At 41.3% G+C, this 13,529-nt stretch carries 11 protein-coding genes and 1 pseudogene; 7 read left to right on the plus strand and 5 right to left on the minus strand.

From position 1 onward, the window contains the following. Positions 1 to 74 precede the first annotated feature (74 nt). Positions 75 to 1,562, minus strand: coding sequence for a UDP-N-acetylmuramate--L-alanine ligase (gene murC, locus VB620_RS09835; RefSeq protein ID WP_323195966.1), 1,488 nt, complete (start codon positions 1,560 to 1,562; stop codon positions 75 to 77). 384 nt (positions 1,563 to 1,946) lie between these two features. Between murC and nadD the strand changes: the two genes are divergently transcribed. Both nadD and VB620_RS09845 read left to right on the plus strand, forming a co-directional pair. Beyond that, positions 1,947 to 2,579, plus strand: coding sequence for a nicotinate (nicotinamide) nucleotide adenylyltransferase (gene nadD / locus VB620_RS09840; RefSeq protein ID WP_323195967.1), 633 nt, complete (start codon positions 1,947 to 1,949; stop codon positions 2,577 to 2,579). Between the two features lie 344 nt (positions 2,580 to 2,923). Continuing rightward, positions 2,924 to 3,937 (plus strand): type I glyceraldehyde-3-phosphate dehydrogenase, encoded by a 1,014-nt coding sequence (locus VB620_RS09845; protein WP_323195968.1) that lies wholly within the window; start codon positions 2,924 to 2,926, stop codon positions 3,935 to 3,937. A 25-nt stretch (positions 3,938 to 3,962) separates the two neighbouring features. Here the strand turns inward: VB620_RS09845 and thiL are convergent, their stop codons facing one another. Both thiL and VB620_RS09855 read right to left on the minus strand, forming a co-directional pair. Next, complete coding sequence (thiL, locus tag VB620_RS09850) at positions 3,963 to 4,976, minus strand: thiamine-phosphate kinase (RefSeq protein WP_323195969.1); 1,014 nt, start codon at positions 4,974 to 4,976, stop codon at positions 3,963 to 3,965. Between the two features lie 118 nt (positions 4,977 to 5,094). After that, complete coding sequence (locus VB620_RS09855) at positions 5,095 to 6,201, minus strand: peptidylprolyl isomerase (protein ID WP_323195970.1); 1,107 nt, start codon at positions 6,199 to 6,201, stop codon at positions 5,095 to 5,097. A 285-nt stretch (positions 6,202 to 6,486) separates the two neighbouring features. Between VB620_RS09855 and efp the strand changes: the two genes are divergently transcribed. From efp to VB620_RS09870, 3 genes and pseudogenes are all read left to right on the plus strand, one after another. Next, positions 6,487 to 7,044, plus strand: coding sequence for an elongation factor P (gene efp, locus VB620_RS09860; RefSeq protein ID WP_323195971.1), 558 nt, complete (start codon positions 6,487 to 6,489; stop codon positions 7,042 to 7,044). A gap of 107 nt (positions 7,045 to 7,151) precedes the next feature. Then, positions 7,152 to 7,631 carry an acetyl-CoA carboxylase biotin carboxyl carrier protein gene (gene accB, locus VB620_RS09865; RefSeq protein ID WP_323195972.1) on the plus strand — a complete coding sequence of 160 codons (480 nt, stop codon included), beginning with the start codon at positions 7,152 to 7,154 and terminating at the stop codon, positions 7,629 to 7,631. 195 nt (positions 7,632 to 7,826) lie between these two features. Continuing rightward, positions 7,827 to 8,063 (plus strand): annotated as a pseudogene (locus VB620_RS09870) (transcriptional regulator); the annotation flags it as partial. Between the two features lie 67 nt (positions 8,064 to 8,130). On the opposite strand, the gene VB620_RS09875 reads toward VB620_RS09870, so the two are convergent. Continuing rightward, positions 8,131 to 8,709: a GerMN domain-containing protein gene (locus VB620_RS09875; RefSeq protein WP_323195973.1), complete on the minus strand. Its 579-nt coding sequence runs from the start codon at positions 8,707 to 8,709 to the stop codon at positions 8,131 to 8,133. A gap of 626 nt (positions 8,710 to 9,335) precedes the next feature. Between VB620_RS09875 and VB620_RS09880 the strand changes: the two genes are divergently transcribed. Further along, positions 9,336 to 10,073 carry a nuclease-related domain-containing protein gene (locus VB620_RS09880; protein ID WP_323195974.1) on the plus strand — a complete coding sequence of 246 codons (738 nt, stop codon included), beginning with the start codon at positions 9,336 to 9,338 and terminating at the stop codon, positions 10,071 to 10,073. Positions 10,074 to 10,118: 45 nt separating this feature from the next. Here VB620_RS09880 and VB620_RS09885 read toward each other — a convergent pair whose 3' ends face one another. Then, complete coding sequence (locus VB620_RS09885; protein ID WP_323195975.1) at positions 10,119 to 11,927, minus strand: proline--tRNA ligase; 1,809 nt, start codon at positions 11,925 to 11,927, stop codon at positions 10,119 to 10,121. A gap of 80 nt (positions 11,928 to 12,007) precedes the next feature. Between VB620_RS09885 and VB620_RS09890 the strand changes: the two genes are divergently transcribed. Next, a complete protein-coding gene (locus VB620_RS09890) occupies positions 12,008 to 13,399 on the plus strand; it encodes a 1-acyl-sn-glycerol-3-phosphate acyltransferase (RefSeq protein WP_323195976.1) in 1,392 nt (463 codons plus the stop codon). The last annotated feature ends 130 nt before the right edge of the window (positions 13,400 to 13,529 follow it).

Below are 13,529 nucleotides of genomic sequence, written 5' to 3' on the forward strand. Positions count from 1 at the left end.
ATATCAATGGATAGAATCTTTGCTAGAGGGAAACACTCCGGCGTAACTTAGTGTCTACTGCTCTTTTTCCTAATTTAGGATGTGGCTGTAGCAGGTTGACAAAGTTTGGTAATTATTTCAGGAATCACCTGATTTAAATTCCCTGCACCGAGAAATAATGCTAAATCTCCAGGATGCAGCGTTTGCACCAAGAATTCACTCATTAAGGGTAAATTAGGTTGATAAAGAACTTCTGGGTGCTGTTTAGCAATTTTTTCTGCTAGTTGTTCACCGCTAATTTGCCCTAAATTTGGTTCACCTGCACTGTAAATATCTGTGATTACAACTAAGTCGGCGTGAGTAAATGATTCCGCAAATTCTTCTAAAAAGGTGAGTGTGCGACTATAGCGATGAGGTTGGAAGATGGCAACTACCCTTTGTCCTGGTCTGGCTTGCAGACGTGCTGCTGCGAGAGTAGCGCAAATTTCACTGGGGTGGTGAGCATAGTCATCGATGAAGGTAATACCGCCCACTTCTCCCCGTAACTCAAAACGTCGTCTAGCGCCTTCAAAGGTGGAAATACCTTTGGCAATTGCGCCAAATTCTAAACCCAAAGCTCGACCAACAGCTACTGCTGATAGGGCATTACTGAGATTATGCTGACTGAGCAACCGCAGGTTTAATACTCCCAAGGCTTTGCCTTTTTCCCAAACCAGGGCTGTGCTACCATCGGCACGATAGTCAATATTAGTAACGGTGTAATCTGCATTTGTCTCTGGGTTAAGGCTGTAGGTAATTATTGATTGCAGGCGATCGCCCGAAGTGTTGCCTAGCAACTCGCGTACTGTATCACAATCAATACAACCTATAACTTTTTTACAACCATCGGCAAACTTTTTAAAGGTGTTAACTACTTCTTCTAACGTTTCGTAGTGATCAGGATGATCAAGTTCAATATTAGTAATAATCCCAATTTCCGGGGCGTGTTTCACCAGAGAACCATCTGATTCATCAGCCTCAGCTACCAGATACTGGCTTTGCCCTAATCGCGCATTCCCTTCCCACGCATCAACTTCACCACCAACCAAAATTGTGGGATCTAAACCAGCGTCTAACAGCATATAACCAATCATGCTACTAGTGGTAGTTTTACCGTGAGTACCAGCAACTGCAATGCTATGGTAATCTGAAATCAACGCAGCTAGTACATCAGAACGATGTAAAATCGGACATCCTAATTCTAGTGCTGCTTTGTATTCCAAATTATTGGCATTAATTGCTGTTGAACAAACAACTTGAGGCAGTGTTGACTTACTATCAGTAGGTAATATTTGTTGTGAGTTTAATAATTCTCTATTAGCTAATTCACGAGAGCCAAAGAATTTTAGATTACTGGCCTCTTGTTTACCAAAAATATGTGTACCAATCGACTCCAAATTCCGTGTAATATGACTTGGACGAAGATCAGAACCTGATACTAACATTTGACGCTTTGCCAAAACATAAGCCAGGGCAGACATCCCTATCCCCCCAATTCCAATGAAATGAAATGGTCTGCCACTAAAATCTACATAATTACTCATTGATTAGTCCTCTTACACCACACCATAATCACAAATGACACGCGTATCATAACAGGAATTTGATTTTTACCGTAACTACGCTTGCATCTTGTTTATACCCGATGTTCCGATTATTTTCCTCTGTTGTTTTACCGATTGAGAATGATTTTACCTTTGTTGGAGGTTTTTGCTATTTCTAAACTGTTATTAAGATTATTCTGGAGGTTGATGCCGCATCGGGACAGAAAAATTTGTAGTTTCAAATACATCTTTCTCAATCCCTTACTGGTGTGGGCTATAGTAATACATTGCTGATAAAACTCCTTTAAAATGTAGAGCGAATGGATAAAAATAGTACATACGTATTTAAAATTGTAGGAAATTCAATAGTTTAGGCACGACTGCATGCAGCACATCGGCATCTTTGGTGGCACATTTGATCCAGTTCATTGGGGACATTTACTGGTAGCCCAAACAGCTTTGTCTCAAGTACCTCTAAAAAAGGTAATTTGGGTACCATCACTCAATCCTCCGCATAAAAAAACGGTTGTATGGCAAAATCGCTGGGAAATGCTGCAACTAGCAACAAAAGAAAACCCCGCATTTACGGTTTCCCCAGTAGAAACCAAGCGCTCTGGGATTTCCTATGCCATCAATACTTTGATAGACTTATCTAGTTGCTATGCAGATACTCACTGGTACTGGATTGTAGGTTTGGATACCTTTAAAACCTTACCTCGTTGGTACCGAGGACATGAACTAGTTTTAATGTGTGATTGGTTAATCGCACCTCGGCTGCTAGGTGGTGAGACCATAGCTGAGAGCGAGCTAATCTGCAAGCAAGTAGAGCAACAATTCCAAGGTCAGTCCCTGACTATTGACTGGCAATTATTGAATATACCTTTAGTAGAAATTTCGTCAAGTCTCATCCGTAAACTTTGCCATGACAGCCAGTCAATTCGCTATTTAGTCCCAGAATCGGTCAGATCCTACATTATCACTCATAATCTCTACTCAGTGGATACTTCCCATCCATAGAATGAAGAAGATTCTTACTTCTGTGGGAGATTCAAAATAAAGCAATATTCCAGAGTCGCGCCTCGTGAGTTCGACTCTTGATCTACTACGCAGTTTATCTATGCGCTTTACCGCTATTAATTGGTTTATGACATTTTAAAAGGCACATAGCCATGAACATCAGTGATCTGATAAATCTGCGGGTTTAAAAAAATAATGATTTGCTAGGGTTTCGGTAAATCTGAATAAATTATGTGTTTTTTTGATCGATCCAACAATTTATGGTTATAAATACTCCCCCCTTTGCGATATGATTGGGGTCAAAGATATCAATTTATAAGCATAAATACAGAGGACAAGGCACTGTGATTAGAGTCGCAATCAATGGTTTTGGGCGTATTGGACGTAACTTTGCACGCTGCTGGGTAGGCAGACAAAATAGCAACCTTGAGTTGATAGCTATTAATGACACATCAGACCCAAGGACCAACGCTCACCTCCTCAGGTATGACTCAATGTTGGGAAAGTTAAAGGATGTTGACATTGCAGCTGATGATAATTCTATTATCATTAACGGTAAAACGATTAAATGTGTATCGGATCGCAATCCTGAAAACTTGCCCTGGAAAGAGTGGGACATTGATCTGATTATTGAATCAACCGGCGTATTTACCAGCCGAGAAGGAGCGCAAAAGCATTTAAATGCTGGAGCAAAAAAGGTCTTGATTACTGCTCCTGGTAAAAACGAGGATGGTACTTTTGTCATGGGGGTGAATCATCATGATTATGACCATAAGCAGCACCATGTCATTAGTAACGCCAGCTGTACTACCAACTGCTTGGCTCCCATAGCTAAAGTGTTGAATGATAAATTTGGGATCATCAAAGGTACGATGACCACTACCCACAGCTACACTGGTGACCAGCGTTTACTAGATGCTTCTCATCGGGATTTAAGACGGGCGAGAGCAGCAGCTATTAACATTGTTCCTACCTCTACAGGTGCAGCAAAAGCAGTAGCACTGGTAATCCCAGACTTGAAAGGTAAGCTAAATGGTGTGGCTTTACGTGTACCTACCCCTAATGTTTCAATGGTAGATTTCGTAGTTCAAGTTGAGAAGCGTACTATTACTGAAGAAGTTAATCAAGCTCTCAAAGATGCCTCAGAGGGTTCATTGAAAGGTATTTTGGATTACAGTGATCTACAATTAGTATCTTCGGATTATCAAGGTAGTGACGCTTCTTCTATTATTGATTCCAGCTTGACCATAGTTATGGGTAATGACTTAGTGAAAGTTATGGCTTGGTATGACAATGAGTGGGGTTACAGCCAACGAGTTCTAGATTTGGCAGAACTAGTAGCTACAAAGTGGGCTTAGTTACTTAGTCCTGAGTGACTTTTGTCTATTGCATGAAATGTTGAAATCCCTGGCTGAGGCTTAAAACTTGGTCGGGGAGTTTTTTTTGTTGATCCTGTAAGATTACTTGGGAACCTGTTGTAATAGTTCCAACTATAGCAGCGCTTTTACCAAGTTTTGTAACTAGAGTGTGGGCTAGAACTTCTGGTAAGCACAGCACTAATTCAAAGTCTTCACCGCCATAAAGGGCATATTTTATTGCTTGTTCTGGTGTGAGCCAGTGGTTAAAAGTTGTCGGTAAGGGTATTTTACTGGCTTGGAGGATAGCGCCAACACCACTAGCACGGCAAATCTGCAAAATCGCATCTGCCAAGCCGTCGCTGCTATCCATGCCGGTAATGGGGGGATGGGGAAATGGAGGGCAGGATTCGAGAATTTGCCAGAGTATGGGTAAAACATCTAATCTTGGTTGGGGACGTTGGTGTGCTGTGATGAGTGTTTGTTTTTCTGTATCGCTGAGGTTTGGGGTTAATTCGGGATGTAAGAGCATTTGTAAGCCCGCATGGGATGCTCCATGAACACCTGTGACGACGATCGCATCACCTATTTGAGCAGTGGAGCGCCGGATAATTCTCTGGGGATGAACTTGACCAAAGGCGGTAATTGAGAGAGTGGTTACAGGCGATCGCACGATGTCACCGCCCACAATTACGGTATTGTATTTCTGGAGACATTCTGTCATTCCCTGATATAAACGCTCAACCCAACTCACCATCAGTTCACCAGGTAGTCCTAAACCGACGGTCATTCCTAAAGGAGAAGCCCCCATTGCGGCTAAATCAGATAAATTAGCAGCCACAGCCCGCCAACCAGCATCTTCAGGCGATGTGGTGACAGGACTAAAATGCACACCATCTACTAATACATCTGTGGTGACTACTAAAGATTGATCAGGTACTGTTGACAGTACTGCTGCATCATCGCCAATCATTCCTGGGGGACAGAAACGCTGTAATTTTGCTAAAATCCCTTGTTCGCCAATATCTTTAACTTTAGTCATTAGTCAATCAATTTTAGATTTTAGATTTTAGATTTTAGATTTTGGAAAAAAAAGAGGAGTGTAATCAACAACTCCTCAAACTTTTATATCTACTCAGGACTCAGAACTAAGAAATCTTTTAGACTGCTTGTGGCTCAACTAAATTTTCAATTCCCTGAATTACAGTTGCAGATTCAATTTTGTCACCTTCCTTGAGCTTATCCAAAATATCTTTACCGTCGGTGAGATAGCCAAAAACGGCATAGCGACCGTCTAACAGGTTTCTACCGGCGGGGGTGAGTTCTGGCTCAAACAAAAAGAAGAAAAATTGCGAGGAACCCCCATTTGCTTCCGTTTCCGGGCGAGCCATTGCTAATGCACCAAAGGAAGAAAAAGGCAAAACTGGCATATCCAGATAACGGCCAGCTTCTTCGAGAGTAATACCATAGGTGGGTTCGTCGTCACCTTCCACCAAAATCTCTAAAGGAACTGCACGGTATTTATTCGTTTTGGGATCAATGAAGCCTACTTCTTTTCCCGGTGGATCTCCAGTTTGTAAAACGTAAGATTGTTCGGAACGGGTAAATTCTAAGCCGTCGTAAAAACCTCTTCGGACTAAATCGACAAAGTTACCAGCTGTGACGGGGGCGCTATAACCATCCACAACCATAGTCAGGTCGCCTTTGCTGGTTTGAAATGCGATCGTGGCGCGACCTTTAAGTTGAGGGAGGTTGCTGTACTCAGCAGGAATTTCAAAGGGAAATTCTGTCACCATCGACTCTTCTAAAAGGGTAACTACATCCAGTAGTTTATTTCTCCCTTGGAGAATTTGTTCTTTGTCTTTAACTTTCACCGCTTCCCGTAGTGAATCTACGCCGGATTTTAATTCAGCAATCCAAGCTTCTGCTTGAGGTTGGCGTTCTTCGGGAACACTTGCTAGGATTTGGGTAGGTTTATCGAGAATGCGTGAGGCTCTTTTGAGGTCACTAGAGATAGCACCCCATCGGCGATTGGCTCGCAGTTGGTTGGAGATATCTTCTAAACTACCTTGCAGTTGCCGTACAGGTTTATTCTCTATAGGGAGTGCATACCTTAATAAAGCCTTGCCTTCAGTGATGGGATTTCCAGATGGTAGGGCGGCGTTACTAGGAGGAGTCCAACCAGCTGTGCTGATGCCTAAAAATATTGTTAGTAACAATATTGTCATTAAGCTGTTCTTCAGCCAGGACTTTAATATGTTAAACATGATGGAATAACTCAAATGCAATATGAAATTGTTGACTAGGCTTAACTCATCAATCATCTTCCCATAGTACGAGTGCTGAGTAATGAGGGAATTAAGGATGAGGAATGAGACAAAGAGCTATAATTCCCTTCTTGTGTATAGTTTTGTGAATACTAGGCTCACGGTTATCCCAGTCCCTAGTACCCAATCACTGAACTAATTAGTTGATGATTAATGATTAATGACTAATTGCTACTCTTGAAGGGTACAATAAATGCCGATTGTCTTCCACATTTTGAAAGTTTAATGATATCTAGTAACGATTTTCGACCCGGTGTATCAATTGTATTAGACGGGAATGTATGGCGTGTTGTGGAATTTCTCCACGTCAAGCCCGGTAAAGGCTCTGCCTTTGTGCGGACGAAATTAAAAAATGTCCAAAATGGCAGTGTTGTGGAAAAAACTTTCCGGGCTGGGGAAACTGTACCTCAAGCGAATCTGGAAAAAAGCACGATGCAACATACCTATAAAGAGGGCGATGAGTTCGTGTTTATGGATATGGAAACCTACGAGGAAAACAGATTAACCGCTACCCAAATTGGCGATCGCGTCAAGTACCTAACCGAAGGTATGGAAGCGAGTGTAATTCGTTGGGGTGAGCAAGTGCTAGAAGTGGAATTACCCAACTCTGTGGTTTTGGAAATTGTGCAAACAGATCCAGGAATCAAAGGTGATACGGCTACAGGTGGAACTAAACCAGCTGTGTTGGAAACCGGCGCAACTGTGATGGTTCCGTTGTTTGTAGCTCAAGGCGAACGTATCAAAATTGATACTCGTGAAGATAAATATCTCGGCAGGGAATAAGTTAGTCTGTTTCTAGAAGCAATTCTGATTTCAATCCCTGCTTTAGGGATTAAATCCCTGCCATAATTAAAATTTTGATTTACGGTTAGGTCGAGGTAATAAAAACTGTGCCATTGGAATTTAATGAAATCCGCCAACTGTTGGCAACTATCGCCCAAACAGATATTGCAGAAGTAACGCTGAAAAGCGATGACTTTGAACTAACTGTACGTAAATCCGGTTCAGCCGCAACGTCAGCACCACCAAGTCAAATGATGGAGGTGGGAACTAGTCGGATTTTAGAGAATGCTGTAAATACTCCCAGTGTGCAGTTGTCAGCAAATCCCCCATCAACTATTGATCAGAGATTAGTAGAAGTGGATTCCCCTATGGTCGGAACGTTTTATAGCGCTCCCGCACCAGGTGAAGCACCGTTTGTAAAAGTGGGCGATCGCGTCCGCAGTGGTCAAACAGTCTGTATCATTGAAGCTATGAAGCTGATGAATGAAATTGAGGCTGAGGTATCCGGGCAGGTTATGGAAATTCTCCTGCAAAATGGGGAACCTGTGGAATATGGCCAGGCTTTGATGCGAATTAACCCTGATTAGGGATTAATCCATCTATCAATATCAGTTATTGGTAAAATTCTCTGTTCTGGCGGGGAAATCTTCATAAAATAAGCGTTACTATTAACGCCATCAGTGGTGCAATAACTAGCCTAATACTTCCCCCTGTGAAGTCAGCCGATGCGCCCACCGTTGTGAAACTTGCTATGGGATGTTCGCGCAGAGTCTCCTAAAGTAGAAAAATGGGTGCAAGAATTGGTAGAGGTGACACAGATTTCCCCAGCAAATGTTTCTCAAAGCCTGAAGGTAATGTGGCAAGATAGAATCCTTGGCCGCCGCAGTAAAGGGACTTGCGCTTACTACCAGGTAGCAGATCAAATGATTTTTTAATTTTGTAATCGGGTGTGCGATCGCTTGGCCACTAGGCTGGAAAACCAAGCTCGCAGTTTTCGCTGGCTGAATGGCAAATGCTGAGTCAGTCGTCAGTTATCAGTGAACAGTAACCAGAGCCTAGACTGATAACTGATAACTGATAACTCAACTAAAGCGGATAGTTTTGCTGAAAGCTTTCACGAGTTAAGGGCTGTTGCAATTCCAAACCCTCACCGCCTAAGACATCTAACTGTTTTCCGTCTACCTCAATGTATACTTTAGCGTTGGGATTTAGAGTTGTAGCAGTATAAACCACTTGTCCGACACGACCGATCATTGAGGCACTACCGCCACCTACGGTAAAATCGTTAGATAAATTAACGTGAACTTCATCATTTTCCGTCTTCACCCCCAGCAGTTGGGTTCCTTGGGGAATAGTTGTAGAATCTGTGCCTTCTGTTGGTCCCTCCAATAAAGTTCGGAAAGCTTGTTCTAAGGCTTGGTTCGGTTGTATGGCCGCTAATTGAATCGGCTGGGGAACCAAATCAAAACTTGTAGCGCTGGGTTTGAGCCAATAAACACTAGGTGTTTGCTGGTTAGGCTGTGTAACGTTATGAGATGGCTGGATTGGTGTAGGTGTTTGGTTGGAAGCAAGCCAAGCTACGCCACCACCCACCGCGACAACTGCTGCTGATATTACTGCAATTACACCTGAAGAAATACGTTTAGATCCTTGCTGGTTATTCATATTTAAAACCTTGGTGACAGAAGAGTGAGATAGCGTGTTTCAAAGGAACAGCTTGTTTAAAGACGATATGGATACCTGGGGAGTTTCTTAAAATCTCAAGAGGCGTTGATTTATGAAAATTATACTGAGGTGATATTTTGCCTGTTTCCATCCCAATACTAGATTTAAATGGGAAATCTTCTTACTGAGGCTATTTCACAAATTTATCATCTTGCACCTATAGTAACTGTATTTCATGTTTAATTTTAGGTTGATATTTATAGTCCATTAGGTCAACCTTAATGTAAATATAATCCTTTCTGAAAATACGGATACTAACTGGGTGAATCAGAAAATATTTAAGAATTTACATCCTCACTATTAGTAAAATTAAATATACATAGGTATGTAGTATCTAAATTTATGTGTGATTTTACGTGGTAAAGCAATCTGCCCCTTTAATATATTAATCAAATTCTCCAGAGATAGATACTAAAATTTTCAGATCCATATACATATAAGCTGAGAAAAAAGTGAGGATATAAACAGGTAATTAAACCCTAACTATGATAATTTTTTAGTCTATTACCTGGTATAATTAAATTTTATAACTACTAGGCTTAAAGTATCAAATTTGTTAATTTACGATGAAAACTCTGCAACAGTCCCCAAAACTCAGAGAAGTATTTCAAAAAAAGATAAGTGCTAAAAAATCTACTAAGCGCCAAGAAATAAATCAAGTATTAGGTAATAGTTTATTAGGTCAATTAGGTTCATTTGTATATGAATTTAAACAAGTCAAAAATCAATTAAAAGGTAGTAGCGGTGAGTGGTTTGTATCAACTATTTTAAAATCATTTCCAGATACTTGGATAATGTTTAATAATGCGTTAATACCCACTGATGATTTAGGTGGTTTAACAGAGATTGACCACTTAATTATTGGCTCAAAAGGCATTTTTTTATTAGAAATTAAAACATGGAAAGGATCTTTTACTGCATATCAGGATAAATGGAAACGTAGAGAAGGTAAAAATTGGGTATCACTTTCTGATAGTCCTACTTCTCAAAGTGCTTACCATCAAAAAATGTTTAGTCGATGGATAGTTTCTCTATTTCCCAATCTACCTGATAATTGTATTTACGCTCCTGTGGTTTTTCCCATAGCTCAATGGTTAGGAATTAATAAGTGTTCAGTACCAGTTTTTCAAGGTGTCCCCGCATTACTGCAAATGATGGTTAGTTGTTCTGATTGTTTAACACCAGCCCAAGTACAGTTAATTGCTGAAGCTGTGAGTAATTATAAAATTCCTGAAAATACTAACCCAATACCTAAAATAATTCCCAAACCAAAACTTGTTAAACGTCAAAATCATAGCAGTTAATACTGTTATTGGCAGGCCAAACACCTGCCTAATAAGAGATATATCTTAACCTGCTATTGCCTCATTAATCCACTGTTGCAGGGTATTAACTACTTCCTCAACGGCTATTTCTTGAGTTTCACGGGTAGCGCGTTTTACTACTTCGACTTTGCCATTTTTAATTGCGCGACCTGTAACTATTCTATATGGAATACCAATTAAATCAGCATCTTTGAATTTTACTCCGGCGCGTTCGTCTCGGTCGTCGAGTAATGTTTCTACACCTGCTTTGTTCAGTTCAGTATAGAGTTTTTGCGCGATTTCGAGTTGTTGAGCATCTTTAATGTTGGGAATGGTGACGATCGCATGATATGGTGCGATCGCAACTGGCCAAATAATGCCATCTTGATCATAAGATTGTTCTACAGCCGATTGTGCCAACCTGGATACACCTACGCCATAGCAACCCATGAGTAGGGGATTTTCTTCACCTTGTTCGTTTGTATAGGTTGCGCCCATAGCCTCGGAATATTTTGTCCCCAGTTGGAAAATATGACCGACTTCAATCCCTCTGGCTGTTTGTAGAGTTTGTTCAGGGTCATGAACCGCGCGATCGCCTGGTCTGGCCTTCCGTATATCTACTACTAATTCAGGTAGTTTAAACTGCTCTCCCCAATTAGCACCCACAACGTGATAGTCACTTTCATTTCCACCAGTCACAAAGTTTTTTAAATCAACGGCGGTGTAATCAACTAACCGCAAAAACTGAGAATCTAACTGTTTATTAGCAGTAATATACTCATCTCCAATATCCGGCGCAATATAACCTAAAGGTAAAGATTTTGCCGCCCATGTTTGTTGCATTTCGGCATTTGGTACATCCAAACCAATAATAGCTGTACCGCCATAATTAGCAGCCAGTTTGGTCAATTCATTCTGCAACTTCACCTCATTAACTTCCTGATCACCCCGAATATTTATTAATACTAAAACTGTCATCCCATTATCATAAACGGTTTGATAAAGGACATTTTTGACAATTTGCGTGGGTGAACATTTGAGAAAATTACAAACTTTTTCTATGGTTTCTGTTCCTGGTGTTTGCCGTTTTTCATAACTTGTAAAAGGAGAAGTTTCCGCATCCGCAGGTAAAGAAACGGCTTTTTCTACATTAGCCGCATATTTGCCATCTTCAGTGTAGAGAACGTCATCTTCTCCCGCATCTGCTAACACCATAAATTCTGTGGAACCAGAACCGCCAATCGCCCCAGAATCAGCCTCTACAGCCCGGAATGCTAAACCAGAACGGCGGAGCATATTGCTGTAGGCTTGATACATATCTTGGTAGGTTTCCTTGAGACTAGCTTCATCCACATGGAAAGAATAGCCGTCTTTCATAATAAATTCTCTTCCCCGCATCAAGCCAAAACGGGGGCGAATTTCATCACGGAATTTAGTTTGAATTTGATATAAATGTAACGGTAGTTGGCGATAGGAGTGAATCATATCACGGGCAACGGTGGTAATGACTTCCTCATGAGTCGGACCTAATCCTAATTGTTGTTCACGACGGTCGATGAGGGAAAACATAATTCCTTCGGCTTTGGTGTATGTATCCCACCGTCCCGATTCTTTCCATAATTCTGCGGGTTGTAATTGGGGAAGGAGACATTCCTGTGCGCCTGTAGCGTTCATTTCTTCGCGGACAATTTGGGAAACTTTTTGTAGTACCCGCCACATCAATGGTAAATAAGCATAAACACCGCTACCGATGCGACGAATGTACCCTGCACGAAGTAATAATTTATGGCTGGGAATCTCCGCATCAGCTGGATCATCCCTGAGTGTTACGAATAACATTTGTGACAGTCGCATCGTTATTTTCCCTTTCCAGAATTACTAGTCTTTAAAATTGGTTAAGTCTATAATTTTCCATCAATCAGGAGCAAATTACCTTGTCAGATGCAATTTACCAAGCACAACCACCCCTAGAATTTATTCCTCCGGCTTTCAATCCCTTAGTTCTTCGGGTTTTTCATCTGTTGTTACCGAGTTGGATTAGCTGGAAAACAGCTATTAGCCAAGTGGAAGCAGATAATGTCGAGGTTTTAGTGGATCTTTATCGCCAGTTTCGAGAGGGTAAAGTTCGTTTTGTGTTGGCATTTCGCCATCCTAAAACAGATGATCCTTTTTGTTTGACCTATTTATTTTCTCAACTCGTGCCAAAATTAGCACGAAAGCAGAACACAGCGCTACAAATGCCGATTCATGCCCATTTTATCTATGATCGGGGGATTCCTCTCTGGGCGGGTTCCTATGCGGGTTGGATTGCTTCGCGGTTAGGAGGGACTTCGATTCAAAGGGGTAAGGCTGACTGGACAGGGTTGCGTTCGGCGCGTGATTTGTTTGCTAATGGGAGGTTCCCGATGGCTGCTGCGCCAGAAGGTGCTACTAATGGTTTGTCGGAATTTATCAGTCCTTTGGAACCGGGGATCGCTCAGTTAGGCTTTTGGTGTGCGGAGGATTTGCAAAAGCAGGAACGCTCGGAACAAGTTTTAATTATACCAGTGGGAATTAAATATAGTTATGTTTCTGCTCCTTGGAGGGCGATCGCCAATCTATTAACTGAGTTAGAAGCGGCTAGTGGTTTGGTGGTAACTCCGGGACAGGAAAATCAGCTTCCCTGTTTAGAGTCTCTTTATCCCCGGTTATTGACTTTAGCAGAGCATTTGCTGTCTTTAATGGAAGATTTTTATAAGCGGTTTTATCATCAAAGTTTGCCGGATGCTGAAACGATAGCAGCAGAAACAACTGACCGTAATGCGGTTTTAGTCATTCGGTTACAAGCTTTATTAGATACAGCTTTACGGATATCTGAGGAATATTTTAACTTATTATCCAGAGGACAGTTAAGCGATCGCTGTCGTCGGGTAGAACAGGCTGGGTGGAATTATATATTTAGAGAAGAGTTTCAGGATATCAAAGCATTATCACCTGTAGAGATAGCATTAGGCGATCGCGTTGCTGAAGAAGCCAATTCCCGAATGTGGCACATGAGATTAGTTGAAGGCTTTGTGGCCGTTTCTGGTAATTATATCCGCGAAAAACCCACAGCCGAAAGATTTGCCGAGACAACTTTAATTTTATGGAAAATGATCGCTCGCATTAAAGGTGATAAAGTTAGCCAGATGCCGCAACTAGGTGAGAAAAAGGTAAAGATTACCATTGGTGAGCCGATATCAGTTTCAGACCGTTATCCAGCCTATAAAGAAAATCGTTTAGGTGCAAGACAAGCTGTCGCAGATTTAACGAATGATTTGCAGCAAGAGTTAGAGAATTTGATTTAAATGTAAATTATTAAAGTTTGTAGTAAGGACTTTACTTCTCTGATTCTATTCTGAAAGCAATTTTGCCTGGGTAAAATAAAAATATTTTTGTCTGACTCTTTTTGAGAATTAGTAAATAATTTGTAGGGTG

This window comes from Nodularia harveyana UHCC-0300, from assembly GCF_034931085.1.
Taxonomy (GTDB): Bacteria; Cyanobacteriota; Cyanobacteriia; order Cyanobacteriales; family Nostocaceae; genus Nodularia; species Nodularia harveyana.